At 69.6% G+C, this 25461-nt stretch carries 10 protein-coding genes; 6 read left to right on the forward strand and 4 right to left on the reverse strand.

The genetic code is table 11. From position 1 onward, the window contains the following. Positions 1–12: 12 nt before the first annotated feature. Positions 13–657, reverse strand: coding sequence for a hypothetical protein (locus WMF19_RS32770; protein ID WP_272094732.1), 645 nt, complete (start codon positions 655–657; stop codon positions 13–15). Between the two features lie 15 nt (positions 658–672). Then, entirely contained in the window at positions 673–2358 is a 1686-nt protein-coding gene (locus tag WMF19_RS32775; RefSeq protein WP_012238434.1) for an FHA domain-containing serine/threonine-protein kinase, read from the reverse strand. 1012 nt (positions 2359–3370) lie between these two features. Between WMF19_RS32775 and WMF19_RS32780 the strand changes: the two genes are divergently transcribed. The 6 genes from WMF19_RS32780 (at position 3371) to WMF19_RS32805 (ending at position 17107) form a co-directional block, all read left to right on the forward strand. Continuing rightward, positions 3371–5206: a protein kinase domain-containing protein gene (locus WMF19_RS32780; RefSeq protein ID WP_437893963.1), complete on the forward strand. Its 1836-nt coding sequence runs from the start codon at positions 3371–3373 to the stop codon at positions 5204–5206. A 235-nt stretch (positions 5207–5441) separates the two neighbouring features. Continuing rightward, positions 5442–8102 (forward strand): TonB-dependent receptor domain-containing protein, encoded by a 2661-nt coding sequence (locus WMF19_RS32785; RefSeq protein ID WP_437893964.1) that lies wholly within the window; start codon positions 5442–5444, stop codon positions 8100–8102. A 20-nt stretch (positions 8103–8122) separates the two neighbouring features. After that, positions 8123–9655: a hypothetical protein gene (locus WMF19_RS32790; RefSeq protein ID WP_437893965.1), complete on the forward strand. Its 1533-nt coding sequence runs from the start codon at positions 8123–8125 to the stop codon at positions 9653–9655. Between the two features lie 132 nt (positions 9656–9787). Next, positions 9788–13426 (forward strand): FG-GAP-like repeat-containing protein, encoded by a 3639-nt coding sequence (locus WMF19_RS32795; protein WP_437893966.1) that lies wholly within the window; start codon positions 9788–9790, stop codon positions 13424–13426. Between the two features lie 892 nt (positions 13427–14318). Continuing rightward, on the forward strand, positions 14319–14627 hold the full coding sequence (locus WMF19_RS32800) for a DUF6968 family protein (RefSeq protein WP_437893967.1): 309 nt from the start codon (positions 14319–14321) through the stop codon (positions 14625–14627). Positions 14628–16180: 1553 nt separating this feature from the next. Next, complete coding sequence (locus tag WMF19_RS32805) at positions 16181–17107, forward strand: hypothetical protein (RefSeq protein WP_437893968.1); 927 nt, start codon at positions 16181–16183, stop codon at positions 17105–17107. Between the two features lie 384 nt (positions 17108–17491). Here WMF19_RS32805 and WMF19_RS32810 read toward each other — a convergent pair whose 3' ends face one another. Next, entirely contained in the window at positions 17492–18202 is a 711-nt protein-coding gene (locus tag WMF19_RS32810) for a hypothetical protein (RefSeq protein WP_437893969.1), read from the reverse strand. A gap of 625 nt (positions 18203–18827) precedes the next feature. Continuing rightward, positions 18828–24821, reverse strand: coding sequence for a hypothetical protein (locus tag WMF19_RS32815; RefSeq protein WP_437893970.1), 5994 nt, complete (start codon positions 24819–24821; stop codon positions 18828–18830). Positions 24822–25461 lie beyond the last annotated feature (640 nt).

Here is a 25461-nt window from a genome sequence, read left to right on the forward strand (position 1 = left end):
GAGCCGCTCGCCTCAGAAGGACTCGTTGGCAGGGTACGTCGCCATGACGTTGATCTTGTACTTCACGTACTGGTGCGGGATCGTCCCCCAGTCGGGCGTCGGCATGGCGCGCTTCACGCAGCGGAGCAGCTCCTTCGTCTTCGCGCGGCTCACCGTCGTCGACTTGCCCACGTAGAGGTTGGTCCGCTTCCGCCGGAAGTCCATCTCGAGGACGAAGCTCACCGTGACGCCCGTCTTGTCGGAAGGGGCGCACTGGACGTTGTCGCGGATCGCGCGCGACAGGCCGTCCTCGAAGAAGGTGACGTGATCGCAGCGCTCGGGCGGGGTGGTGCCCGGGCCGGGGTTCTCGCACTTGATCGTCGTGAACGGCGAGAGCGTGACGCCCTCCGCCAGCGCGGCGCCCGCGTCGGAGAGCGCGCCCGCGTCCCAGGCGTAGGCGCCGGCGTCAGCCGTCGCGGCGTCCGCGGAGGGGATCGACTCGGGCTTCGGCCGCCGCCACAGGTAGAGCGGCACCGCCACCACGATGAGGCCCGCGACGAGCGCGATGATGATCTGGAGCCGCACGGGGCGCTCGCTGCCGCCGCGACCGAGGTAGCGGTACGGCGAGGGTTGAGACGGCGGACTGGAGGTGGAAGGGAACGGAGGCCTGCTGTTCATCGGACACGCTCAGGCTCAATCGATGAGCGTCCGCGCAGGGCGCCCGGGCTCGCCCTTCACCAGCGTCGCGCCGAGCTCCAGCGTCTCGGGGAGCATCCCCTGAACCTGCGCGACCACCTGCTCGACCACGTGGCGGGCCTCGTCGATGCTCGGACCCACGATCGAGACAACGAACTTGAGCGGCCCCGTCCGGCCCGCGACGGCCGGCGTGAGGCTGAGCAGGAGCATCTCGGTCAGATCGATCACCCGCTGCGCCGCCTTCCGCAGGGCGAGCATCTCCAGGATGGTCGGGCGCTCGCTGACCTGGCGGTTCGGCCCGCGCAGCTCGTACCGCGCGACCTGCATCGGCACCTCGGCCCAGTCGGCGAACAGGCCGTCCTCGTCGATCGCCTTCATCAGGTGCTCCCGCACGAGCAGGCCCGTGAGGCCGTCGCGCTTCGCGAGGTACTGCTTCGCGCGCCGGTGCTGCGGCGAGTCCGGGCCGAACGTCACGAGCTTCATCCGGCACTCGCCGACCTGCACCTCGCCGCCGTGCAGCAGCGAGACCTGCGACTTGCGCTCGTAGTTGAAGTCCGCGTAGCTGCCGTTCGTGCTGCCCTGGTCCTCGATGAACCACGAGCCCGTCTGCCACTTCAGGATCGCGTGCGCCCCCGAGACGGTCGCCTCGGGCACGCACAGGCTCTGATCGCTGCGGCGGCCGAGCGCGAGCTTCGTGTCGTGCAGCGGCAGCAGAGAGCCCACGATCTCGGGCGCGTTCGTCGCGTACGTCACGAGCAGCGACTGCGCCCCGGGGGTGAAGTTCAGCTTGAGCGCGCCGCCCGGCGGCGGGCCTGGATCGAGGCGCTCGCGCGGCAGCTGGATCGGGCTCGTCGTGAGCTGCGACGGGTTGAAGAAGCGCATGTGCCGCGCCTGCGGCCGCATCGACGGGTCCTCGTTGAGGCCGCGGAAGATCTGCCGCACCTCGTCGATCGACAGGCCCGCCGGGACGTCGAACATGATCTGCTGCTTCATCGTCTTGACCCGCGGCTTGTAGCCGGGCTCCGGGACGCGGCAGGTCCACATCTCCCAGAGGGTCAAGGCCATGGCGTACACGTCGTCCTCGGGGCTCGCGCCGCCATTGCGCAGCCGCTCGGGAGACATGTAGTTCGGCGTGCCGCCGTCGGGCGGGGCGCCTGGACGGCGCGCCGAGGCGCGCGCGCGCTCCTGGGCGAAGCCGAAGTCGAGGATCACCGCGCGGCCCTCGGAGACCATCACGTTGCCGGGCTTCAGGTCGCCGTGGACGAGGCCCTGCGCGTGGATGGCCGCGAGCCCGTTGCAGACCTCGCTCGCGATCTTGCGGAACTCGTCCGCCGAGTAGCCGCCCTGGGCCTTGCGCTTACGAATGTGCGTGTGGAGCGTCTGCCCGGGGATCTGCTCCATCACGAGGATGGGGCCCCACGGGCTCGGCGCGAGGTCGTGCACGCGACAGACGTTCGGATGGCCCACCGAGCGAGCGAGGAGGAGCTCCTGGCGGAGCGCCTCGTCGTCGCCTGGCATGCGCGACTCTTCGCGGACCACCTTGAGGGCCACGGTCTGCTGCGTCGAGCGATCGAAGGCTAGGAAGACCTCGCCCATGCCGCCCTTACCGAGGCTCTGACGGATGTCGTAACGGTCATTGATGACCGTTCCGGCAGTGATGGGAGGAGGGGGTGTCTTGGTCACGGCCCGCGGTGGATAAAAGGAGCGCGAACCGGAGCGTGCCCGACACCGGCTGCGGCGCACAGCGTCGTCCATCTGAACGTAGAGCGCAACGGTCGTTCGGAGGGAGAGGCCGGACGCAGCGCGGAGGCGGCCGCTTCCCCGCTGATTTGGGCCAAGATCGCCCTTCCGAACGTCCCGGCCGCCGGGATCCCTTGACGATGACGGCTGATTTGTTTACGCGCCTCGGCCAGCCCGGCGCGACCGCCCCGCGCACGCCGGCGAGCGCGCGCTGTACGCCGGGCCAGCGAGCCGTTGAAGCCACGTCCATCCACCGGACGGGCGAGAAGGTCGGCCTCTCCGCGATGGCCTGAGAACGGCCCAGCGGATCGATGTTCGTCCGGGACGACACAGAGGGCGCGACGCGCTCGCGCCGATCGCCGTCGCCTTCCTCGCGCCGATCGCCGTCGCCTTCCTCGTGCCGGTCGCCGTCCCGTCGCCTTCAGCGACGACGGTGGCCGCGTGCGCAACGCGTGCGCGCCGACGGCTCCCTTGCTCCGCTCATGGGCTTCGCGATCGCAGGCGCGTCGCTCGCCCTCTCTCTTCGCCGACGACGCGAACCGCCGCTGGATGGGCGGCCTCGCGCTGAACGCGGCTCCCTGTCCGTGGTCGTGTCCGCCGCAGATCGACCCCCTTCCGACCGCGCGCCGCGTAGCGCTCCACGACGGAGCGATCCGACCGCGAACCGCGCAGACCGAGGCGATGCGCAGGCCATGCAGACGTCCCGCTCCTGCGCGCGATCCGTCTACGTTCTTCGCGCCACAGCGACGCGCCAAGGAAACCGACGTTCAGCCTCGTGCGGCCCGCCACGCATCACTGACCGTACGGACGGCAGCGCACCATACGCCGCGCATTTCCTGCTTGTATCGTGGCACTGCAGATTGACACCTCAGAGTCGCCTCAGTCACACTGCTCCCGAGGCGGCTGCTGTGTGTCCAATCTTCACCTCCTCCCGCTGCCCGAGGAGAGGCGCGACATGCCTGATAGCGGACAGCGAGAGGTAACCGGCAGCTCGAAGGTCTCGAGGGCTGCCGCGACAGACCCGCTGCTGGGGCGTGTCATCAACGGCCGCTTCAAGATCGTCAGCGTCATCGCCCGCGGCGGCATGGGGAAGGTGTACAGGGCCGAGCAGGCGCCGCTCGGCCGCATCTGCGCGCTCAAGGTGCTGAGCCCCAAGTACGAGGGCGACCACGATCCCGAGTTCCACAGGCGCTTCTTCCTCGAAGCGTCGATCGCGGCGAAGCTCACGCACCCGAACACGGTCACCGTGTTCGACTACGGCCAGAGCGACGACGATATCTACTACATCGCGATGGAGTACATCGAGGGGAAGACCCTGCACCGCGTGCTCCGCGAGGAAGGGCCGTTCTCCGAGGCGCGCGCGGCCCACATCGCGCGCCAGATCTGCCGGTCGCTCCGCGAGGCGCACGGGCTCGGCGTCGTGCACCGCGATCTCAAGCCGGGCAACGTGCTGCTCGTCGATCACGAGGACGAGCACGATCACGTGAAGGTGCTCGATTTCGGGCTCGTCAAGGACACCCAGAGCGGCGAGGACCTGACCCAACAGGGCCTGTTCATGGGCTCGCCCAAGTACATGGCGCCCGAGCAGATCACCGGCAACGACGTCTCGGCGCGCACCGATATCTACGCGCTCGGCGTGATGATGTACGAGATGCTGTCGGGCCAGGTGCCCTTCGACAAGGGCGCGAGCGTCGGGACGCTCATGTCGCACGTCCACGACCAGCTCCCGCCGATGCAGGCCCACAACCCGCAGCTCTCCATCTCGCAGACGATGGAGGGGATCGTCTATCGCTGCCTGGAGAAGGACCCGGCGCATCGCTTCTCCTCGATGAACGAGCTCGTCACCGCGCTCAAGTTCGCGGCGGGCGGCATCTCCACGCGAGACACGGGCGAGAACCCGCCCATGTCGTCCGGCGCGACGGGCTACCGCGCGTCGTTGCCCTCGTATCCGTCGGCGCCCTCGCGTCCGTCGGCCACGCCGTACCCATCGGCGCCTTCGTTTCCGTCGGCCGCTTCGTACCCGTCGACGCTCTCGCATCCGCCGGCCACGCCGTACCCATCGGCGCCCTCGCATCCGCCGGCCACGCCGTACCCATCGGCCCCTCCTCTCTCGACGACGAGCGATTTTCCGGGCCTCTCGACGCCGAACTCGTCGCCCCCCACGAGCGCACCCGCCACCTCTACAGCCCCCCTCGCCACGGACAGCGCCCTCAAGCAGCCGGCGGCGCCCGTCTTCGTCCCCCCGTCGATCACCGACGCGATGGGATCGCGCCCGGCGCCGCCCGCGGAGGGGCTCTCCTCTACCCAGACCGGCGCGGGCCCGGGTCGAAAGGTCATCCCCTGGGCGCTCGCCGCGACCCTCGGTGTCGGGGTCGGCGTCACCGCCGTCCTGCTGGCGCGCGCGCCGGCCGCCCAGACGGGCGCGGCGGCGCGCGAGCAGGGCGCGGCGAGCCCGCCTCCGCCCGCAGCGCCGGCCCCGGCAGCGCCGGCGGCGCGGGGGCTGCAGATCGAGAGCACGCCGCCCGGCGCGGCCGTCAGGGAAGGCAACAAGGAGCTCTGCGCCGAGACGCCGTGCGAGATCGTCTGGCGAGGGGCCGCGGCCGCGCTCGCGCTGGAGCACGAGCTCGTGTTCGAGAAGCCGGGCTACAAGCCCGCGACGGTGCGCGTCTCCGGCGCCGAGGAGAAGGTGCGCGCGAAGCTCGACCCGGCCGCGATCGCGGCGCCAGCGGCCCTGAGCAAGCCCAGGGCGAACATCCAGAAGCCCGAGCCGTACAAGAGCAACCCCTACTGACGAGGGCGCGGACGCGCCCCGGCCGCTCTTCTGGTAGAGTCGCCGCGCTCTCGCGGCTGCGACCCCTCACCATGGCCGCAGCGGCTTCGCGTTCGCGCGAGAGCTCACCGGACGCTCCTCGCGTCGACCCGTCGATGACGTGTTCGGTGTGATGTGGGGAGCAGCGCCGTCAGCGCTCCCGAGCTCTCGCCGGGATCGCCGTCGCTCCCCGGCCCGCTGAGGACAGGGCGAACTCATGTCGTCTTCCGATTCCTGCTCGCACCGCCGCCGCGACGCCGTCCCGGCGCTCGACCCGACCCACGACGCCCGCGCAGCGCGGCCGCGCCGCGCGAGGGCGCTCCAGCGGAAGCTCCTCGCCTGCGCCGTCGCCTTCGGCGCGATGACCGCCGCGCGCGGCGCGCTCGCCGACGCCCGCACCGAGGCGCGCCTCCACTTCCGGGCAGGCATGGATCTCATCGCCCAGAAGCAGTTCGACGAGGGCATCCGGCAGCTCCAGAAGGCCAACGAGATCCTCCCGCACCCGAACGTCACCTTCAACATCGCGCGCGCGCACGCCGAGGCCGGCCACATCGAGCAGGCGCTCGCCGCCTACCGCGAGTACATCGCGAGCGATCCCCCGGACCGTGAGCAGGTGACGCGGATTGTGGAGCAGCTGGAGCAGCGCCTCGCCGCGCAGCGCACCGCGGCGATCCCCGAGCCGAAGCAGCCGCCGGCGCCCGCGCCGCAGCAGACGGCGCCGCAGCAGCCCGCCCCGGGCGAGGCGCCCGCCCCGCCCGCCTCGCCGGCCCCCGCCGGGGAGCCGGCCGCGCAGGGCGCGCCCGCGGCGGCCGCGACGAAGGCGGCAGCGCCGGCGCCAGGGCCAGGATCGAAGGCGGCCCCCGGCGACGCCGCGGGGATCGTCGGCGCGGCCCGGACCGAGGACGTCTACCAGGAGACGGTCGTCACCGCCTCGCGCGGCGCCCAGAGCCCGCTCGACTCGCCGAACTCGACGACCATCGTGACCCGGCAGGACATCCGGCTCTCCGGGATCACGCGCATCCCCGAGCTGCTACGGCGCGTCGCCGGCATGGACGTCATGCAAATCACGGGCGGCGACGAGAACGTGTCGATGCGCGGCTTCAACAGCCGCCTCGCCAACAAGATCCTCGTCCTCGTGAACGGGCGCACGGTCAAGAACGACGTGCTCGGCTCGACCTTCTGGGAGGCGCTCTCGATCGACGTGGATCAGATCGAGCGCATCGAGGTCGTGCGCGGCCCGGGCTCCGCGCTCTACGGCGCCGACGCGTTCGCCGGCATCGTCAACATCATCACGATCGAGCCCGGCGTCGGGAAGAGCGGCTTCCGCGCGGGCTACGGGGATCACCGGCAGGGCTACGCCTCGGTGTGGGCCTCCGCGCGCGAGGGCGATTTCGCGTACCGCCTCTCCGCGGGCTACACCCGCTACCCCCGGTGGTCGCGCGAGGTCGCGGACGACCGCATCGACCTCGAGACGAGCGGCCAGAGCCAGGATCTCGGCGCGCAGAACGTCCGCATCGACCTCCGGACGTCGCAGCGGCTCGGGCCGCAGCGCGAGCTCACGGTGGGCGCCGGCTACTCCCGGAGCGAGCTCGACATCTACGGCATCGGCCCGTTCAACGACTACAACCTGGAGGTCGCCAACGCCGACGTCGCGGTCGCGTACCGCAGCGAGAACGTCAACGCGCGGACGTACTACTCGAACCTCGACGGGTACTCGCTGCTCAACGCCGCCTACCTCGGGCACACCCTGTTCGCAGGGCGGCCGCAGCAGCACGTCGTGAACGCAGAGCTCGAGTTCGTGAAGACGCTCCGCGCGCCCAGCCCCGTCGTGCACGACTTCCACATCGGCCTCGGCTACCGGCTCAAGGCGACGTCGTGGAGCTACCTCGAGGACGACATGCCGCTCGAGCACCAGGGCTCGGTGTTCCTCCAGGACTCGATGAAGCTCGGCGAGCGCGTCACGGTGGTCGCGTCCGGGAGGCTCGACTACGTGCCCTACCTGGAGCGGCTCATCCCGTCGCCGCGCGGCTCCGTCATCTTCAAGCCGACCGAGCGCCAGGCGATCCGCGTCTCCGGCTCGACGGCGTTCCGCTCGCCCACGTCGCTCGAGGCCTACGTCGACCTGCCCATCCAGCTCGCGCTGCCCGGCCTCGAGCTCCTCTCGACATCGAGGACGCCGGACAGCTCCGAGCGCCCCATCGACCCCGAGCAGATCATCACCGCCGAGGCGAGCTACCTGAACCAGCAGAGCGATTACTTCGAGTTCGAGGTCACCGCGTACTACAACCGCGTGAGCGATCTCATCGTGCTCGCCGAGCCTCAGCGCACGACCCTCTCGCAGCGCGCCCACGGGTCCGGGGGGCTGAACCCGGAGACGGGGAGATACACCTCGGGGTTCGGCGGCTTCGAGAACCAGAGCGACGTCTACCACGTCTTCGGCGGCGAGCTCGGCGGCCGCGTCTACCCCATCGAGGGGCTCGACATCTTCGCCAACTACGCGCTCAACCGCTCGGTGCACCGGCGCCCTGACGGGCGCGACACGCTCGAGGATGCCCGCACCAGCCGGCACAAGTTGAACGCAGGGGTCCAGGTCCGCACGCCGATCGGCGTCGACGGCGAGGTCACGCTCCACTACCAGTCCTCGCAGGTGTGGGCCGAGCAGGTCCCGACGGGGACGGTCATCGCCACCAAGCAGTACGAGCTGCCCGCGTACACGCTGCTCAACGCGCGCGTCGGCTACCGCTTCCTGGACCGCGCCGAGATCTCCGCGACCGTGTTCAACGCGCTCGACGGGCTCGGCGACAACGCGCTGCAGATGCACCCGTTCGGCAACCGCATCGGCCGGCGCTTCATGGGATTCTTCAGCTACTCGCTCTAGTGCTCGCTCTAGCCACCGCCATGCTCCGACCCAGCCCCCGCACCGGTCTCCTCCTGCTCGGCGCACTCCTCGCGGCCCTCCCGGGCTGCGACGACGTGGAGGTCTTCGTCCCGCTGCCGGACCAGAGCGGCCCCGCCGGGGTGCTCGACGGCACGGTGACGTACGCCGGACCCAGGCCCTGCACGAAGGACGGCCACGTCGTCGGCGCAGCGATCGTGCTCGGCTTCGACGCGCGCCTGCTGCCGCCGCCCGAGGGGCTCGGCACCTCGGCCGCGAGCATCGACGTGATCCCCGGCGACGAGCTCTTCGGAGGCCTCGGCGCCGCGCTCGATCGCACCGAGGACGGCGCGCTCCACTGCCCCGAGCCGGACGCGCCGCCCGTCACCGTGAGCGCTACCTGGAGGCTTTCGCCCCTGGCCGCAGGCACCTACCAGATCCGCGGATTTTACGATCACGACGGCAACTTCGACCCCACCTTCGGCATCGCCAACCTGCCGACCCGGGGCGACGTGGCCGGCGGCGCGATCGAGAACGCGACCGAGGTGCTCGCTGGCGCCGCGCCGCGGTACCGCGCGATCACCATCGCCGCCCCCATCCCCGAGACGGGCACGCGCGTCAGCGGCATCGCCGTCACCCTCGGGCTCCCGCTCCCGCTGGAGCGGCCGCTCTTCCACGTCGCCGAGGTGCTCGCGCCGGCGTCCGGCGTCACGCAGAGCCCGAGCGAGGTGGTCATGGCCTCCGACTTCCAGCTGGAGACGTTCAGCCAGGCCGATCCCGCCGGCACCGAGGCGTCGCTCCTGCGCCTGCGGCTCGCCGCGGGGGTGCCGGACGGCGAGGTCGCGCGCGCGGCGAAGCCCCCGCTGTCGCTGCCGGTGGGCGGCGAGGCCGCGCCGACCCTCACCTACGCGCGGCAGGACGTGAACGGCGACGGGGCGATCGACAGCGACGACCATGTCCCCGACTCGGCCCTGATCCCGGCGCTCTTCCCGATCTCGGTGTTCGCCAAGCAGGACGACGAGGAGCCGTTGACCAGCCAGGCCGCGCCCGCGGTGCTCCTCCAGGGGCTCACGATCTACGACGATCTCCTGACCACGGCGACGCTCGGCCCGGAGCCGCTGAACGAGCCGCGAGACAGCGCGCTCGTCGGCGTCCGGCCCGCGGCGCTGTGCATGCACCCGACCGAGCCGCAGCAGGGGGGCGTGCTCGTGCTCAGCCACAAGACCGACAAGGAAGGGCACGACATCATCGCGGAGCGGGACGTGGCCCAGGTCGAGGAGGCGCTGAGCCGGCAGTTCGGGCGCGAGATCAGGGTCGCGTTCGGGTGCCTGCCCGAGGGGCGCTACGCGCTCAGCCTCATCTACGGCACCGGCCAGGCCTGGACCGTGCCCAACGAGGCCGGCGTGTGCGCGCCGTCGGAGACCGAGACCTCCGACGGCGAGATCTGCGGCGCGCGGCCGCGCCTCGCGTCGCAGCGCGTCGCGCTGGTCATCGGTCCGCCGGACGACGAGGCGTACTGCGCCGAGCACCCGACGCCGGCGGCCTGCGCGCGCTGAGCGCGGCGGCGGCGTCCGGTCCCGAGCGGCGCGGAGGCCGCCGCGATCCGCGCTCGGGCGCGGCGAAAGCGCCGGTTTCCTGCTGGAGGCGGCGGTTGCCTCGCGCGCGCGGACCGATGGTAGGGTCTCGGCATGCGCTGCACTTGCTTTCCCTCGCTTGCTCTTCTGGGGGCGCTCGGCGGCGCCGCGGCGGGCGTGCTCGTTCCATCCGACGCGTCCGGCGGCTGGCCGCCGCCCATGTCGGCCAGCGCAGAGGACATGGCCGAGCCCGAGCACTGGCCGAACGACCCCGACTACGGCACGTCGGTCACGCAGAGCGGACAGTGGAGCTTCTACTCGTTCATCCCGGCCTCGAGCGGGTACGTCCGGCAAGAGGAGTCCGCCGCCGGCATGGCGATCGATCTCGCCTGGCGCTTCACCCAGGGGGATCCGCGCGTCAGGATCGCCGTCGCCGACTCCGGGATCCTCTGGGGAGAGGGGGATCTCCTGGAGAAGGTGTGGCTCAACCAGGGCGAGCTCGCGGCCCACAAGCCGCTGCGCGCGGACGGCGCGGCGTGCGGCGGCGACGGCGCGCTCGAGGGCTTCGACTGCAACGGCGATGGGGTCCTCTCCGTCGCGGACTACAGGGACACGCCGGAGCTCACGCCCGCGGCGTCGGAGGGGCGACCGCGGGGCGATCGGAACGGGAACGGCCAGCTCGACGCCGGCGACCTCCTCCTCCACTTCTCGGACGGGATCGACGACGATCAGAACGGCTACGTCGACGACATCGCGGGCTGGGACTTCTTCAAGAACGACAACGATCCGTTCGACGACGCCCGCGACGGTCACGGCACCGAGGGCGCGAAGACGTCGGCCGCGCAGACGAACAACCAGCTGGGCGGCGCGGGCGTCTGCCCGCAGTGCCGGGTCATCCCGCTGCGCGTCGGCGAGAGCCACGTCGCCGACGCGCAGGACCTCGCGAAGGCGCTCCTCTACGCGGCCGACGGCCGGGCCAACGTCGTGCAGTGCCCTGTGACCGCGGTCGACAACACCGGCTTCGTCCAGGCGGCGCTCGACTACGCCCACGCCCAGGGGACGCTCGTCGTCGCGTCGATGGGCAACGAGGGCTCGCGCCACCACGGCGTGCCCGCGACGAGCAACCACGCGCTGCCCGTGAGCGCCGTCCGCTACGACGGCCAGAGCGTCGCGACGTCGACCACGTTCGTCGACGCGTCCCCGTGCTCGAGCTTCGGCGGCAACAACGTCCTGGCCGTGTCGAGCCCCGGCTGCGCCAGCGACGCGACCGCCGAGCTCGCCGGCGTCGCGGGGCTGCTCTACTCCGTCGCCCTCGACCGCGGCGTGTCGCTGTCCCCGGGGGAGGTGCAGAGCTTGCTCATCGCGACCGCCGACGACATCGCGGTGCCGGAGTCGCAGGAGCCCGGGTCGCTGTACCGCTTCTCGCAGGCGGGGTTCGAGCAGCGGTTCGGCCACGGCCGCGTCAACGCGAACCGCGCCGTGGAGGCGCTCAGCGAGGGGCGCGTGCCGCCCGCCGTCGACATCACGTCGCCGCGGTGGTTCGAGGTCGTCTACAAGGATCAGGTCCAGGGCCCGGTGCCGATCGAGGGCACCATCTCGGCGAAGCGGGCGATGGCCTACGACTACTGGGTCGAGTGGGCTGCAGGCGCGCAGCCGCTCGAGGCGGATTTCAAGGTGATCCATAAGGAGGCGAACCTGGCGCCGACGGTCGTCACCGGCACCGAGGGCCCGATCGCCTCCCTCGACGTGCGCACGATCGACACGTCCCACCTCCGCGACCCCGACAGCCCCCACGGCGAGGACGATCGCGCGATCACGGTGCGCGTCCGCGCGAGGGCCCACTACGCCGCCGGCAACGTGGAGAGCGAGGCGCGGCGCACGGTCCACGTCGACAGCGATCCGACGCTGGTCCAGGGCTTCCCCGTCCGCGTCGGCGACAGCGGCGAGGGCAGCCCGAAGATGGCCGACATCGACGGCGACGGCGTCCGCGAGCTCGTCTATCCGACGGCCGGCGGCGCGCTGCACGTGCTGAAGGTGACGCCCAAGGGGCCGCAGCCGCTGCCGGGGTTCCCGTTCATGACCCGCGCCACCGACGGCCTGCTCGCTCCGCCGCCGTCCCCGGCAACGCCCGATTACCTCGGCGCCCCCGCGTACAGCAAGGTGAACAGTGAGCTCGGCCGCGAGCCGATCCTGAGCGCGCCCGCCATCGCGGACCTCGACGGCGACGGCAGGCAGGAGATCGCCATCTCCACCTGGCCGGGCACGATCTACGTCATCGGCGCGGACGGCAGCGACCGGTACGGGTGGCCGATACGCCTCCCCGAGATCCCCTCCTGCCCCCTCGATCCCGGGGCTCCGGCGAGCGCGCCGTGCATGTCCGCGGCCGCGCGGATCGCGCGCGGGGCCTTCGCCTCGCCGGTCCTCGCGGATCTCGACGGCGACGGGCGGCTCGACGTGATCCAGGCGGCGTTCGACGGCACGGTCCACGCGTTCGACAGGGATGGCCGCGCGCTGCGCGGCTTCCCCGTCGAGGTGCACTACGCGGGTCCGCTCGCCGAGGAGCCGGCGCGGAGCCGCCTCCTCGCGACGCCCGCCGTGGCCGACTTCAACGGCGACGGGCTGCCGGATCTGCTGGTCGCGTCGAGCGAGCGGCTCGGCGAGGACGGCGAGGCCGGGGCGGTCTACGTGATCGATGGGCGGGGCACGACCGCGCCCTCCGGGCCCGTGCTCGCGGGGTGGCCCGTCACGGTGCCGTCGCTCTCGCTCGACCCGCTCGCCGCGGAGGGGATCACGGCCTCGGGCGTCGTCGGGCGGTTCGACGGCGCGCTGGCGGGCGTCGTCCAGGGCAACGGCGCGCCGCCGCTCGTCCTACCGGCCTCGCCCGGCGAGCAGCGCGATCTCCTGGCGACGCCGGCGGGCGCGCTGCCGCGGGCGAGCGACGGCTCGCAGGCCGGGCTCGACCCGACGTTCGGGCCCCTGTCGCCCGCCGCCGGCGCCCGGACGATGATCCCGCTGCTGTCGCAGCCCGCGCTCGGCGACATCGATCAGGACGGCACCCCCGACGTCATCGCCGCGGGCGCGTCGAACGCGGCCGCGCTCGCCCTCACGGGCGCGCAGGGGGCGGCGCAGCCGGGGCCTCACCTGCTCGCCATCTGGAGCGGCAGGTCGGGCGCGATGCTGCCTCGCGCCCCGTTCGTGCTCGAGGACTACGCGATCTCGGGCAGCCAGGCGGTCGTCGATCTGAACGGCGACGGCTACCCCGAGGTGCTGAGCGGCTCGAGCGGCTACTTCCTTCACGCCTTCGACGGGTGCGGCCGGGAGCCGCGCGGGTTCCCGAAGTTCACCGGCCAGTCGATCACCACGACGCCCGCCGTGGGCGACCTCGACGGCGACGGCACGCTCGAGATCGCGGTGGGCACGCGCGACGGCTGGCTCTTCGCCTGGCACACCGAGGCGACGACAGGCGCGCTCATCGCCTGGGAGAGCCTCCATCACGACAACCAGAACACGGGCAACCTCGACACGCCGCTCGAGCAAGGGAGCGCGCGGAGGGCGCCGCGGCCGCTCACGGTGGACCTGTGCGAAGGCCCGCAGCAGGCGCCGCTCATCCTCCAGCTGGGCGGAGGCTGCGGGTGCGAGGCCGCGGGCGCCGAGCCGCGGCGCGGGTCCGGCGCTCGCGGCGCGGGCGCGGCGCTGGGGGCAGCGCTGGTCGGGGTGATGGCGCTGAGGGGGAGGCGGCGGAGGGGCTGTTGACCGCTAGGTGACCTCGACGCCGCGGCCGCCTTACCTGCATGGGCGCCATGTACGCCGCGCAGACGCCAGCGCTGAGCGGGCCGACTTCCGCCCGCCGGCGACGGACCCGGCACACGCCTCGACGCCAGCGACGGACCCGACCTCGCCGACGCACCTCTCGACGCCTCGGCCGCGGAACTGCTCCGGATCGGCCCACAGCTCCCTCCCGGACATCGCACGTCGTCGCTTAAGCAGAGGAGCAGAAAGAGGAAGGGCGGTCGACGTGGAAAGAGGCTGGTGGGCGCCGCGGCGAGAACCAAGAGGACGGTTCCCGACGTGACCTGTTCATGCCCCAAAGCCTTTGGTTTCTAGTTCGGAAGAGATGCGACACGCCCCAGGGAAGCACACATGAGCCCGGCACGCCGATCGCAATAGACGCGACATGCGAACAATCACCACCGCCATCACAACAGCTTTCATTTTCTGCTCCACCCCTTCATGCACGGTTGCCCCGACACCAGAATCAGAGACCGCATTGAACGAGGAGGCGCTAGAGCACGAAGAGTCGATCACAGCAGAAGAAAGGTGCTACAACGCGGTAGACGACGGCGTCAACACCTGGACTCTCATGTGCGGCGCAGCGCTAGATATCTATTTAGCACGTCCACAAGCAGGTCACTGCCACTCGGAGAGCAACGAAGGACGAGCCGCGGGCTACAAGAAGTGCCGCTCCAGTTGCCCTACGGCATGCTTCGCGCTTTCGACGCGATGGGAGCTTTACTGTGAAGAGCGCTCGCCGTTCCTCATGAAGAGCATCTGCGAACAGGCGCGTCAGAACGGGCAGAGCAAGTGCTTGAGCTCCTGTTGAGCCAGGGCGCTTGACATCGCCGAAGAGGGCGCTAGCTGGTGGGGCATGCCGGACGTGATCGCGGAACGTACCATCGAGCTGACACTTCCGAGCGGGACGCAAGAAAGCATCCGAGTTCGAGTGTGGGCACCCGAGTACAGTCCATCTCTTCGGAGCTGGGTCGCTGATGTGGAAGTTGCTGGAGCGGGGCACAACCATAAGACCCACGGAACCGGCATCGATGCTTTCCAGGCGCTGTACAGCGCGCTCTTCTTAATTCCGGTGATGCTCGACCACTATAAGGAAGATGGCCGGCTCTCGTGGCTCGATGCGGAGTGGCTCGGGTTCCCAGAGATCAAACTCACTGAGCCGTGACTCCGGCGCGCTGACGCGCGAACGCGCGGCCGGCCCAAGGGCGAGCCGCTGGCCACAATAAGTAGTGTTCCAGCTGCCCTACAGCATGCTTCGCGCTATCAAGCCGATGGGATCGCCAGTTGGACATAGACGGCGGCCCCGCGCGCCGGCGTCCACCTGGATGGCGGCGAGCTCGCCGGTGAGGGAAACGGCGGCACGCGCGGCCGCCCGAAAAGCCGCGCCGCCCAAGATCGTTGCGAAATGTAGGGGCTTCGTGCCCGGTCGCTCGGCTGGCGTGGTTGTCCCTGGAGGAGATCATCCCTGGCCCAGGAGCGCCCTGCGGCGCGTCCGTGCCGCCGACGCCGGCCGCTCCGCCCTCGGGGCGAGCCCGACCACGTGAACGGTGCCTGCGCCGAGATCGCCGACGCCCACCTCGACCTCCGCGGCCCGCGCTGCCGCGGAGAAGGCGCCGCCCGTCGATGCATCTCAGGCGCTGTATGGCGCGCTCTACTTGATCCCGACGATGCTATCCAAAGTTGAAGCAGTTGGCCGGCTCTCGCGGCTCGAAATGGATTGTGTCGGGTTCCCAGAGATCGACATTTCGTTGTCATGAGCCCATGGCCTCGTCGATCTCGCCGACGCGCACCTCGACCTCCACGGCTGCGCTATCCGCTCGACGCCATGGTTGGGTCCTGGCGGCGGTCTGCCGGGAAGCAGGCTCCAAGGGCAAGGAATGCGGGAAAGAGAGCAACCGCAAGGGGCGCAAGGGACCAAAGACGAGATATTCTCTTGCCTGCCCCTTGCGCCCCTCGCGCCCTTGCGGTTGCTCTTCCCTTCTGTTGATTTCCTCGGGACTCTAACGAGATCGGTGCTCACTCCAGCAGCAGCACAAGCGCGAGGATCGGGCTGTAGAGTGGGCGTGGCATGATCTCACTCCGGGGATCAGGGGTGGGAATCGCCCCGCAGGTCGGGGCGTCGTCTTCGCTACCTCCATCCGGGCCGTCGGCGACGCGCGTTCTACCCTGTCCGCGCCGCGTCGCCCGGCGCCGCGCCGGCACCTCCGGCGGCTCCGCCAGCAACCCCGGGACGCGTGCCAGCACTCGCTGGTACGGCTCCTCGAACCTGCTGGTACGCTTCCTCGGACCTGCTGGTACCGCGCCCTGGAGCTGCTGGCACGCTTCTCGGAGCTGCTGGTTCACCTTCTCGGAGCTGCTGGTTCACCTTCTCGGAGCTGTTGGTATGGCTCCCCGGACCTGCTGGTACGCTTTCTCGGACCTGCTGGTACGCTTTCTCGGACCGGCTGGTACGCCTCCCCGGACCGGCCGACACGATTTCTTGCCGTCTCGGCGGCGCTGGCCGCACTCCTGGCCCGCTGGCCGCACTCCAGGTCTGCTGGCCGCGCTCCACGGTCTGCTGGATTCGCGCCCCGGCCTGCTGGGACGCGCCCCGGGCGCGCCGGCGCAGCCCCCCGGCGTCGACATTGTGCTCTCCAGGCGGCCGAGCCTGTCCGTGTCATGACGAGTTCTACCGTGGTGTTACGCTCGCCCGCTCGCCACCCCCACTGGAGGTAGGTTATGGGAATCGAACTCTCACAAGAACAACACGCCGTCCTGAAGGAGACCCGCGCGGTCGCGACCCCCGCGGAGTTCCAGGCCCTCCTCGATACCGCGCGGCCCGAGATGGACCGCATCGTCCGCGAGGTGATGGAGCCGAGCCAACCCGTCTCGACCACCCTCACGGAGCTCCGGGACCTCTATCTGGCCGTCGTCCAGCACGAGGCGCACCTCGCGAGCAAGGCCTATGGCCCCGAGCGTCGCGCGCTGCTCCGCGGCGCCATCCAGCTCCTCGATACGGCGAACCTCTGGTTCGGCGAGGGCAAGCGCACCGGCGCCTATCAGGTGCGGCCCATCGACCAGGTGATCAAGGCGAGCCGGCCCTGGCGCGCGCGACTCAAGGCGTTCGCCGACCAGGCGTTCGCGTTCGAGCCGGACGTCGCCGAGCAGTTCGCCGACGTGAACTCGAGCGGCACGCTCACCGAGGAGACCAGCGATCTCGCCATGCTGCTCCGGCTCGCCCAGCAGCACCAGGCCCGCCTCGCGCCCGTCGGCCTCACCGAGGACTTCCTGCGCGAAGGCAGCGCGCTGCTCGACGAGGTGAGTGGCCGCGACCTGCTCGGCATCCTCGGATTGCGCAACCGGGAAGAGGCGATGGTGCTCCGCAACTCCATCGTGACCTACGCCACGCTGCTCGGGAACGAGGCGCGTGCCGCCGGCGTCAACGCTTGCTGGGACATGCCCGAGGTCAAGCGCCGCTTCGGCGCCACCTCGTTCCGCAACGCCCTGCGGCGGCTCCGCCCGAAGCGCCGCGGCAGCGCCGCCGCGGCGGACGAGCCGGCGACGCCCGAGCCGGCGCCGGGCGAGCCGGCGCCGCCCGAGCCTGCGCCGGGCGAGCCGGCGCCGCCCGAGCCTGCGCCGGGCGAGCCGACAGGCGCGCCGGTCTGAAGCCGCGCCGGATCGAGAACGCGGCGTGTTCGTCGGGTAGGCCGGGGTCGACTACGTAGTGACCCCGCAGCTTCATGGGCAGGCCCTCCCGCTGGTTGCTCAGCTCATCGTGCATGTGATCGCCGCAACGCGCGGCTGAAGCGGTCCTTGGCGGTCCTGCGTTTGATCGCCCAGTTGCCTCTGGTCCTGCAGGAGCGACGATGGCTCCGTCACGGGAGCCAGGGCAACACCTCGCTCCCGTTCTAGGCGCCCGCGCCCCGCTCCGAGACGCCGCGCCGTGCCGCTCGCCCGCACTGAGCTCAACCGATTCGGCGAACGAACTCCCCACGCTCGGAGACGCAGCGTGGTCGTCTGTAAGCTCCGATACTTGGCGGACCGCCGAGCCTACGCGCCCCGCGGGTTGGGAGGCTGGAGATAGAACGGGCTTACCTCCTCGTCGAGCGCCTCGTACTCCTCCGAACTCGACTTGTGATTTAGGTACATGAGGACCGCCCGTGCGGCCTCCTGCAACGGCATGGGCGGCGCTGTGGTGCCGTCCCATGCTTCGCAGAGCGCCCGGAAGCTCTCGAGGCGCTCGAGCAGCGCTAGCCACCATGCCCGCGTCTCCGGCTGATTCCGGCGGACTGGCCGGAAGGTGGCGAGCAAGCTGTCGACGTGGCCGAGCGCTGGACGGCGCAGATCCGCGGGGAGGATCTTCGCGACCATCTTGGGCGACGCGAGATAGCCGCACCACACGAGGGCTGCGGCGAAGGTGGCCGTATCCGGGATCGCTGCCAGCTCCGCCTCGGTAGGCGGCGGGCGCGGGTCCTGGCCTTCTGGATCGGGCGGCGCTTCAGGTGGCGCGCCTTCCCAGGTGTCCCACCCACCGGCCGGCTCGGGGACAGCGAACGCAGCGAGCACGCCACGCGCGGCATGCTGGATCTCGGCCGGGATGTCCGGAGAGGGCGACCACCCGTGGCACAGCGCGAGAAGTCTCTTCACCTGCGGCGCTGCATCCTGCACCCGCTGTCCAGCGCCGAGCATTGCATAGGGAGCATCGTCGATCTCGCTCTGGAGAGCGCTCAGGTGCTCTACAAGGTGTTCGCGTGACGGCATCTCTCCGGCTTTGCGCGCTGCACGTGGCGACGCGAGCAAGCTCGCCAGGTTGAGCGTTCCTACGAGACATTCCGCCATCCGGGCTGCACGCGTCGAGGCTTCGTCATCGTCCATGGCGAGTACCTCAATCACTTCGGTCTACAGAGTTGGATCCAGGGAACTATGCTGCTCCCGATGCGGGGCTTTAGCGTGATGGCTGCGCCGACGATATCCCGGCCGACGTAGCAGGTGTAGGTGCACCATCCGCTGATGATGAGGTTATCAAGGTCCCAGACGCCGGGGCACGTCCTGCAACGACCATCGCCGCAATCGTCGAGCACGCATAGCTCGGCGAATGGACACTTCACGCTCGACTGACACAGAAGGGGGTGGATCCATGCACTCGACTTTGATCGGATACCCGACGGACAACGTTGTCGGATCGAGCGTTGCGATCCACTGCTCGGCTAAGAGCACCTAACAATAGCCCGCTGACCACGCTCGTCTGTTCGCTCGCACATGCCCAGGCCGCCGGCGAGCGCCGCCCCGATGGTGGCGGGTCGCGCTGACGCGAGCCAGGTCTCGGCGAGAACGTTCCAGGCGGCGCACCCGCGGATCCCGCCCCTGGCGAGCCCCGACGATGTCGTCATAGTGGCTGCCTCACCAGTTCTCCCTTCGCCGAGATCTCCAGCAGGTGGCCATGGCTCGTACCAGCAAGCCATCCACCGGGGATCTTGCCCCCACGGTCGGGTACGGCGAGCAGCACGGCGCCGACACCGGATGGTTGACGCACCGTTCCCAGAACTTTCCCGACCGCAGTCAACACCTGCACGAGGCCGTCCCAGCGCGCGACGGCCAGGCGCTGGCTGTCGGCGGACCATGCGACGTCGCTGACTTCCTCCTCGCCATCGAGCGTCAATATCCAGTGCTTGCGCGTCGCGAGCTCGACCACCGTCACTCCGTCACGGTAGACTGCCAGGAGCTTCCCGTCGGGGCTGAGGCACGGTCGGCCAGGGATCGCATAGGAGGCAGAAAACTCGAGGCACTCGTCATAGACGTTGTGGTTACCGAACTCATCGCTGGCGACGACGCAACTGCCGTTGCTGGAGACGGCCAAGTGGTATCCGAGCACCCGAGGTTGCAAGACCAGCCTGCGTTGGTCCAGATCCTGGCGTGGGCTCTGCCCGGGCACGACGAACGCCGGGTAAATGGATCCGCGGGGCGCGGTGACGAACGCGGGGACGGTGCGCGCCGCCGCCTGCGCCGACAACTTGCCACCGCCGTCCAACAGCAGAAGGGAGTGGCCACCTCGATCCAGCCAGCCCGCGTCCACGTCGTAGGAGACCACCGACACGGCGAGGCGCTCGTCACCCGCGAAGCGCAGGCGGTGGGCGTCCCGAAACACTCCCCCGCCTGGGGAGATGAGCGAATAGGATCGTTCCCAGAGCTGTTTGCCGTCCTCCGTACCATAACAGACCAGCCGCTGACGGCTCTCCCGGACCACCACCTTGCCACTCGGGGCAAGGGCGAAGTAGTCGGGCTCGTCATGCACAAAGTACTCCGGATCGTAGTGCCTCATGCGCACGCGGTCTCGAGCTGGAATGCCTTGCAACGTCGAACGCGGATCGCTGCCCCAGTCGAACGGGACGTCCGTCTTGTACCACCGGACGTCGCCGGCGGCGTTCAGCACGAAGACGGCGGGCGGCTGCGTGCTCGCGACGACGGTATACTCTCCATCCGGCGTGAGGGCGATCTGCTGGACGAACCGCCCGTTCTGCGGAATCATGACCGCCTTGACAGCTCCGCTCACCGCGTCGACGCGGATCGCCCTGCCGCTGTCGGTGCCCGCCGCGTACACGCGACCGTCATCGCTCACCGCCAGCGCCCGGATGGTGTCACCGGCCGGGTGGATCACCGGGCGAGAGGACCGATGTGGAGCGCCGTCGAGCGGCCTCAGCGTGCTCCGCGTGGCGGAGGCAACGGGTGACGGCTCCAGCGCGCGCCCTGCCCAGGTCGCGCGGAAGAGCGGCGGCATCATCTGCGCGCGCGCACTCTCCAGGCTGGGTACGGGATCATAATAATACCCGCCGCCGGTGATATGCCGGACGGCGTTCGCCAATCCATCGTCCGACGCCGCCAGCACCGCCAGCACCGGGTTATCACCGGAGAACGCCGACCAGACGTGTGCGATCACGGCTCCATCGCCGCCCGGGTAACTGGCGCTGGCCTCCCGCAACAGAACTCCGGCCCGAGCGAGCTGCGCCAGCAGCTCGTTCTCTTCTGGCCTGCCCAGGAGGATGAGCGCACCCTCCACCGGCTCGTCGGGGAGCAGCGCGCTGCCCGACCAGAGCAGCTTCGAGTAGGTGACCTGCCCGCGTGGCAGCTGATCCAGCCAGCAGCACTTGGTGGGCTGCCCGGCATTCGACAACCAGGCCGCCAGGTCGTGGGCGAGCTTCGTCAGTGTATCCCGATCCTGTCGGCGATCGAGGGCAATCGTCAACGGGCGGCGCGACTTGAAGAGCTCCGCCAAAGCTGCGCGGTCGGTGACGATGATCAGGGGGCGAGCCGCGCTCGTCCCGCTCACGGCTCCCCACGGGGGAGGGGTGACGTGGAAGATGGAGCACGTCCTCGACTGGCCGGAGAGCAGCTCCCGGACGGTGATCGTCCACCACGAAGAGCCGTCGACCGCCGCGGTGTCGTTGAGGGCCACCGGCAGCTGCTCGCGCCATCCATTCAGCCCCGCGGCGCGGTAGATGTGGTAACGCTCGACTCCTGCCGCGTCGGTAACGACGATCTCCAGCGGCGCCGGGATCTGCTCGCCGCCCTTGTCTACCACGGAGGCGTACAGAGAGATCGCGCCCTCCGAAGCCCCACACTCGATGACGACCTCTTCGATGGGACGCGGAAGGAACGCATACAGGGTGCCGCTCAGCTGAGCAAAGGAAGCTGTAAAAGAGAGCTCGCCCTCCGTGTGCGACAGATCCACCGGGCACATCTGCAACGCGTCGTAGAGCACACCCTTCTCAGCGTGAATGGTGACACGCACCTCTGCCAGAGGCGAGGTCCAACACTGATGCATGTACGCGTAGGGGCGCGGCATCTCGACGGAGTATTCGTATGGTAGCGGCGTATCATTTACCGCGTAGATCAGTTTACAGCGCTCCCCCAAACTGCCGGTGGAAAGCAGGATGCCAGACCGCTCGGTCTGGGCAAAAGGTCGAGCGATGCCGTCCAGCGCGTCGACCAACGTTTTGCGGTGGCCCTCGGCAGCCCGACGCATGTGCCACCAGTAGCCGCTGGAATACTCACTGCTGTTCATCTCCAACGAGAACTCGGTTTGACCGTCGGGATCCTTGTCGGCCTCGTAGGTCCAGTAGGCATCGAAGGTGACGTTGTCCGGCTTCGCGAGGCACGTCGCGAATGGCAATTGGAGGACTTCGCTCGGTTTGTCGACGAACACGGAGCCCGCGAACGTCCTCAGAGCGGCGACGACCTTGTCAGGCAGCGGCTCCGTGATGTCGACCAGCAGCACGGCCTTGAAGCCGGACAGCACGCCGGGTGCGGTGGGGCCGGCGCCGACGATCTCCTCCTCGTAGACGAACGTCGGCGAGTACCCTGCAAGCAGGCAGGCCACGTAGGCCTCGTAGATGCTCGCCCCATGCCGTGATACGCGCGCATAGCCGCTGCGCAGCTCGCCCATCGCGCTCTGGGTGAAGGATGCGAGGATGGCGATCGGCTTTTCGACCGCAAAGCTCCACGCCCACTCGCCGTAGGCCGTGGTCATCTGGAAGACGCGCTCGGTCGCTTGCCGTCGCCCCCAGTCCTGGTGCATCCAGTCGTCGTTGGCGCGGGACGCGAAGACGGGGGCCAGAGAGCCGCCGTACAACGCCGGCAGCGCGCCGCGGGCGAGGGTCTCGATCGCCTCGCGCATGTACTCGGATTGGGCTACGCCCTTGTGCGCCCAGCCCCCCACCCAGACGGGCTTGCGCTGCCGCCAGCCGAACCCGAAGATGTCCGCCATCAGCTCGAGTGAATAGGGCTCGATCCCCCAGTCGTCGTTGGTCACGGCCTCGATCAGGTTCAGGCCCTGGGTCGAGAGGTAATGGTTGCCGGGGATGTAGGCGTCGTACGCGGAGCGCGGACCGGCGAAGAAGCCCGGAGCGCCGCGGGCGTCGGTGCTCACGAGGCGCTGGCAAATCTCACCGGCTGCGCTCCCCCAGTCGCCATGGACAGAGGGCAGCAGCTTGTTCGTGTAGAGGACCCAGCTCCTCCAGAGATCCTTGTTGTTGGTGGGTGTGGCCGCTCCCCCGGTGGGTGTGCCGATGCTGACCCAGTTTTGGCCGTCCGGAGTGTCCGGCGGTGGATCGTCGAGCGCGTCTTGAAATCCGCAGGTCTCGCAGAAGTCCCTCCAAATCGCGGTGCGCGTCGCGGTCACCACCTCCGGAGGCGGCGCGTTCGTGGTGCCTCCTACATAGCCGGTGTAGGTGGCGCCGCTCCAGTGGGAGTAGGAAGTACCGGCGAAATTCGGGTAACGGCGGAGGTACTGTGTCTGCAGCCGCACGAAGCGGCGTTGCTCTGCGAGGAGACCGTCGAGCTTCGTCTCGATGCGCGGCGTGTCGCCCGGGCAGAGGCTGGGCAGCAGCGCCGTGCCGTACGGAAGGGCGTGATCGAAGGCTCGCCAGAGCATTCGGGGACCAGCCGTGACCTCCACTGGCGGCAGATCGTCGTCGTCGGGCAGCACGGGTCGATCCAGCGCACCGCCCTCTTCGGTCTCCGACTCGCACGGGTACGGACCGCCCGTGGTGAGCGTCTGCCACCAACCATCGAAGCGCAGCACGTCGGCGCCGACGCCGAGGATCCGCCGAGCGCCGTATGCCATCATCCGGTTCGCCTGATCGACCTCTGGTAGCCAGTTGAGCCAGGAGGAGTTCAGCCAGTCATTGCCGTAGCAGTCGATGATCCCGGGGAAGAGGGTGCGACGTACGGCGGAGGTCAGCGTCACGTACTGCGGGCATGACTCGTCAACGACATCCCCGCTCTTGTCGGTGAAGACGACGGTGAGGGCGTACTCGCCCGGCTTCAACGCAGAGGTCAGCGCCCCACTCAGCACCCATCCCTGCGCATGACGGGCGCCGTCGGAGGCGAGCTCCTGCACCAGGCAGGCTTGCAGCCTCGCATCCAGATTTTCCCCGCGAATGCGCAAGCACAGGAGCCCCTCGACGGATCCTCGCGGCGTTTGCCCCGCCTCCGGCCTCGTCGATTGCACCGTACACTGCACCTCGATCTCTTCGCCCGCGACGTAGCTCCAGCGCTTCGCTGGAAGAAAAAGCGCAGTGACGGCGACCTTGCGGCGGTTCACGACCCCGATGACGAAATCGCGAAAGATTCTGCTGTCTTCGCTCGTGCTACCCTGGTGGACCATCGCCAGGCGCAGGCGATAGCGATCCGTGCGAAGGTCGGACGGCAGCGTGACCGTGACCTTCCGTAGCCCTTGCGGATCTCCCACGACGCTCGACGGCGTGAGCGGCCACCAGTCTGGCGCCTTACGGGTGGAGGAGATCTCGGGCCGCAGCAGGACGGCGAGTTGCGCGTCGTCCCCGCACTCCTGCGACGGCAGCGTGCCCTTCGGGTAGGCGTAGACGAAGTCGATCGAGTCGCCGGCCTCGTATTTCAGCCTGGGGACACCAGCCAGGAGGGTATGTGCGCCGTCGCACCGCTCGTCCAACCTCGAGACCAGCAAACTGTAGGAAGTGCCGTCAGAGATCAGCGGCAATGGTGGGCAGAGCGGCGTCTGATCCTCGACGCGGAGCGCCCCGCCCTCCTGCGCATTCTGCTGGATCGCGACGATCGGCGGCCGCGTGGTCGCCGGGAGCAACCACTTGTAATCGCACGAGATCAACGTCTGGTTACTGGAAGAGTGGGACTGATTGAGCGTGCCGCCCAGGATGATCGAGGTACCGCGCCCATCGTGGTTCCCGGCGTGCTGGAGCGTGAAGCGGAAGGGCGTCATGGTCACGGTTACCGCGAGCCCATGCGTGGACAGGGATCGGGTCGCGTCCTCGGAGATCTCGACCTTGCTGGCGCTCAACTGCAACCGTGCCCCCTGGGGTTGCAGGCTCAAGTCGAGCGGGGTGGGCGACGTGGGATCAGCCGAGTGGCCGGTCGGGATGTAGATGGTAGCAAAGCTCGGAGAGAGCGGCTTGTTGTTCCACGGACGCTCGAAGGTAAAGCGGGGCTCGTCCGTCGTCTCGAGCGAAATCTGCAAGAGACCGGGGACGCGCCGCCTGCCGCTCTCGCCGTCCCTCGTCTCCAAGGTCAGCGGCGTCATCAAAACGGTCAGGCAGTCCCCGTCGGCGGACAACCCCGGCGTCTTCGGGTGCAGTTGGACGTTCCCGTCCGGGTCCGGGTAGACGTCGAACACGAGATGTCCCGGGTCCAGCCTGTGCGTGCCGGGCTCGAGTATCACGGGGATCTCGGGCCCCGGTGACACGAGGGGCATCGTCTGATCCAGAACCAGCCAATGATCCAGGTACGAGTCGTCGAATATCGCAGCCTGTGGGATCTCGTTCGCTGGGCTCTGGTTCTCGACGAGTCGCAGTCGGACGCTGAATTGCGTGGGGGTGGTGTTGCTCTGCATCATGACCGCCTCTGCGGAGAGGAACTCCTGTCGGCTGCATAGAGCTTCGGTGCGAGCTTGGGTAGCCATCGTTCATGGAGCGGCACGGTCGGTGGCCTTGTCCGCCGGGGGTGGCGGCGCGCCGCCGTCCATCACGGCCATCTACCGCCATCACGGCCATCTACCGCAGAGGACGGTCCGTCCGCCGGAATTTCCCGCCCTACCGGGTGCGCAAGAGGCCCGAGAGGCCCAGGTCGAGCCGGCTGCGCATCGTCCGGGCCACGCTGGAGACCTCGGACTCGCTGGTGCCGCGCGCCGCCTGGAGGCGTGCCTTCTGGAAGTGAGGCAGGCTGCTCCGCTTTACGAACGCCGGCCCTCGCCGCTACCAATCGTGGAGCCATGTCCGCGTCCTCCAGGGCGCCTGGGGTGAGGACGCCGACCAAGGAGCGGCCGCGGTGCTGGCCAGCTCGTTGACGGCGGCCAAGTCTATAGCGCCGATTAGCTTGATTTTGCGGTGATTCCGATCGTTTGCCCGCCGGGGATCGACAAGGTGCCCCTGTCGTGACCACTTGCACGCCGCGAGGTGTGCGCATGGATCATTGGAAGCCGCCGGTAGAGCTGTCGAAGCGGGGGGCAGTTGATCATGAAGCGCCTGAGCCGGGTG

This window comes from Sorangium sp. So ce124 (assembly GCF_051525235.1).
GTDB classification, from domain to species: domain Bacteria; phylum Myxococcota_A; class Polyangia; order Polyangiales; family Polyangiaceae; genus Sorangium; species Sorangium atrum.

Bases quoted from the DNA above. Each gene is read 5' to 3' on its own strand.
- WMF19_RS32770 (WP_272094732.1), bottom strand. From the start codon at position 657: ATGAACAGCAGGCCTCCGTTCCCTTCCACCTCCAGTCCGCCGTCTCAA.
- WMF19_RS32780 (WP_437893963.1), top strand. From the start codon at position 3,371: ATGCCTGATAGCGGACAGCGAGAGGTAACCGGCAGCTCGAAGGTCTCG.
- WMF19_RS32785 (WP_437893964.1), top strand. From the start codon at position 5,442: ATGTCGTCTTCCGATTCCTGCTCGCACCGCCGCCGCGACGCCGTCCCG.
- WMF19_RS32790 (WP_437893965.1), top strand. From the start codon at position 8,123: ATGCTCCGACCCAGCCCCCGCACCGGTCTCCTCCTGCTCGGCGCACTC.
- WMF19_RS32795 (WP_437893966.1), top strand. From the start codon at position 9,788: ATGCGCTGCACTTGCTTTCCCTCGCTTGCTCTTCTGGGGGCGCTCGGC.
- WMF19_RS32800 (WP_437893967.1), top strand. From the start codon at position 14,319: ATGCCGGACGTGATCGCGGAACGTACCATCGAGCTGACACTTCCGAGC.
- WMF19_RS32805 (WP_437893968.1), top strand. From the start codon at position 16,181: ATGGGAATCGAACTCTCACAAGAACAACACGCCGTCCTGAAGGAGACC.
- WMF19_RS32810 (WP_437893969.1), bottom strand. From the start codon at position 18,202: ATGCCGTCACGCGAACACCTTGTAGAGCACCTGAGCGCTCTCCAGAGC.
- WMF19_RS32815 (WP_437893970.1), bottom strand. From the start codon at position 24,821: ATGATGCAGAGCAACACCACCCCCACGCAATTCAGCGTCCGACTGCGA.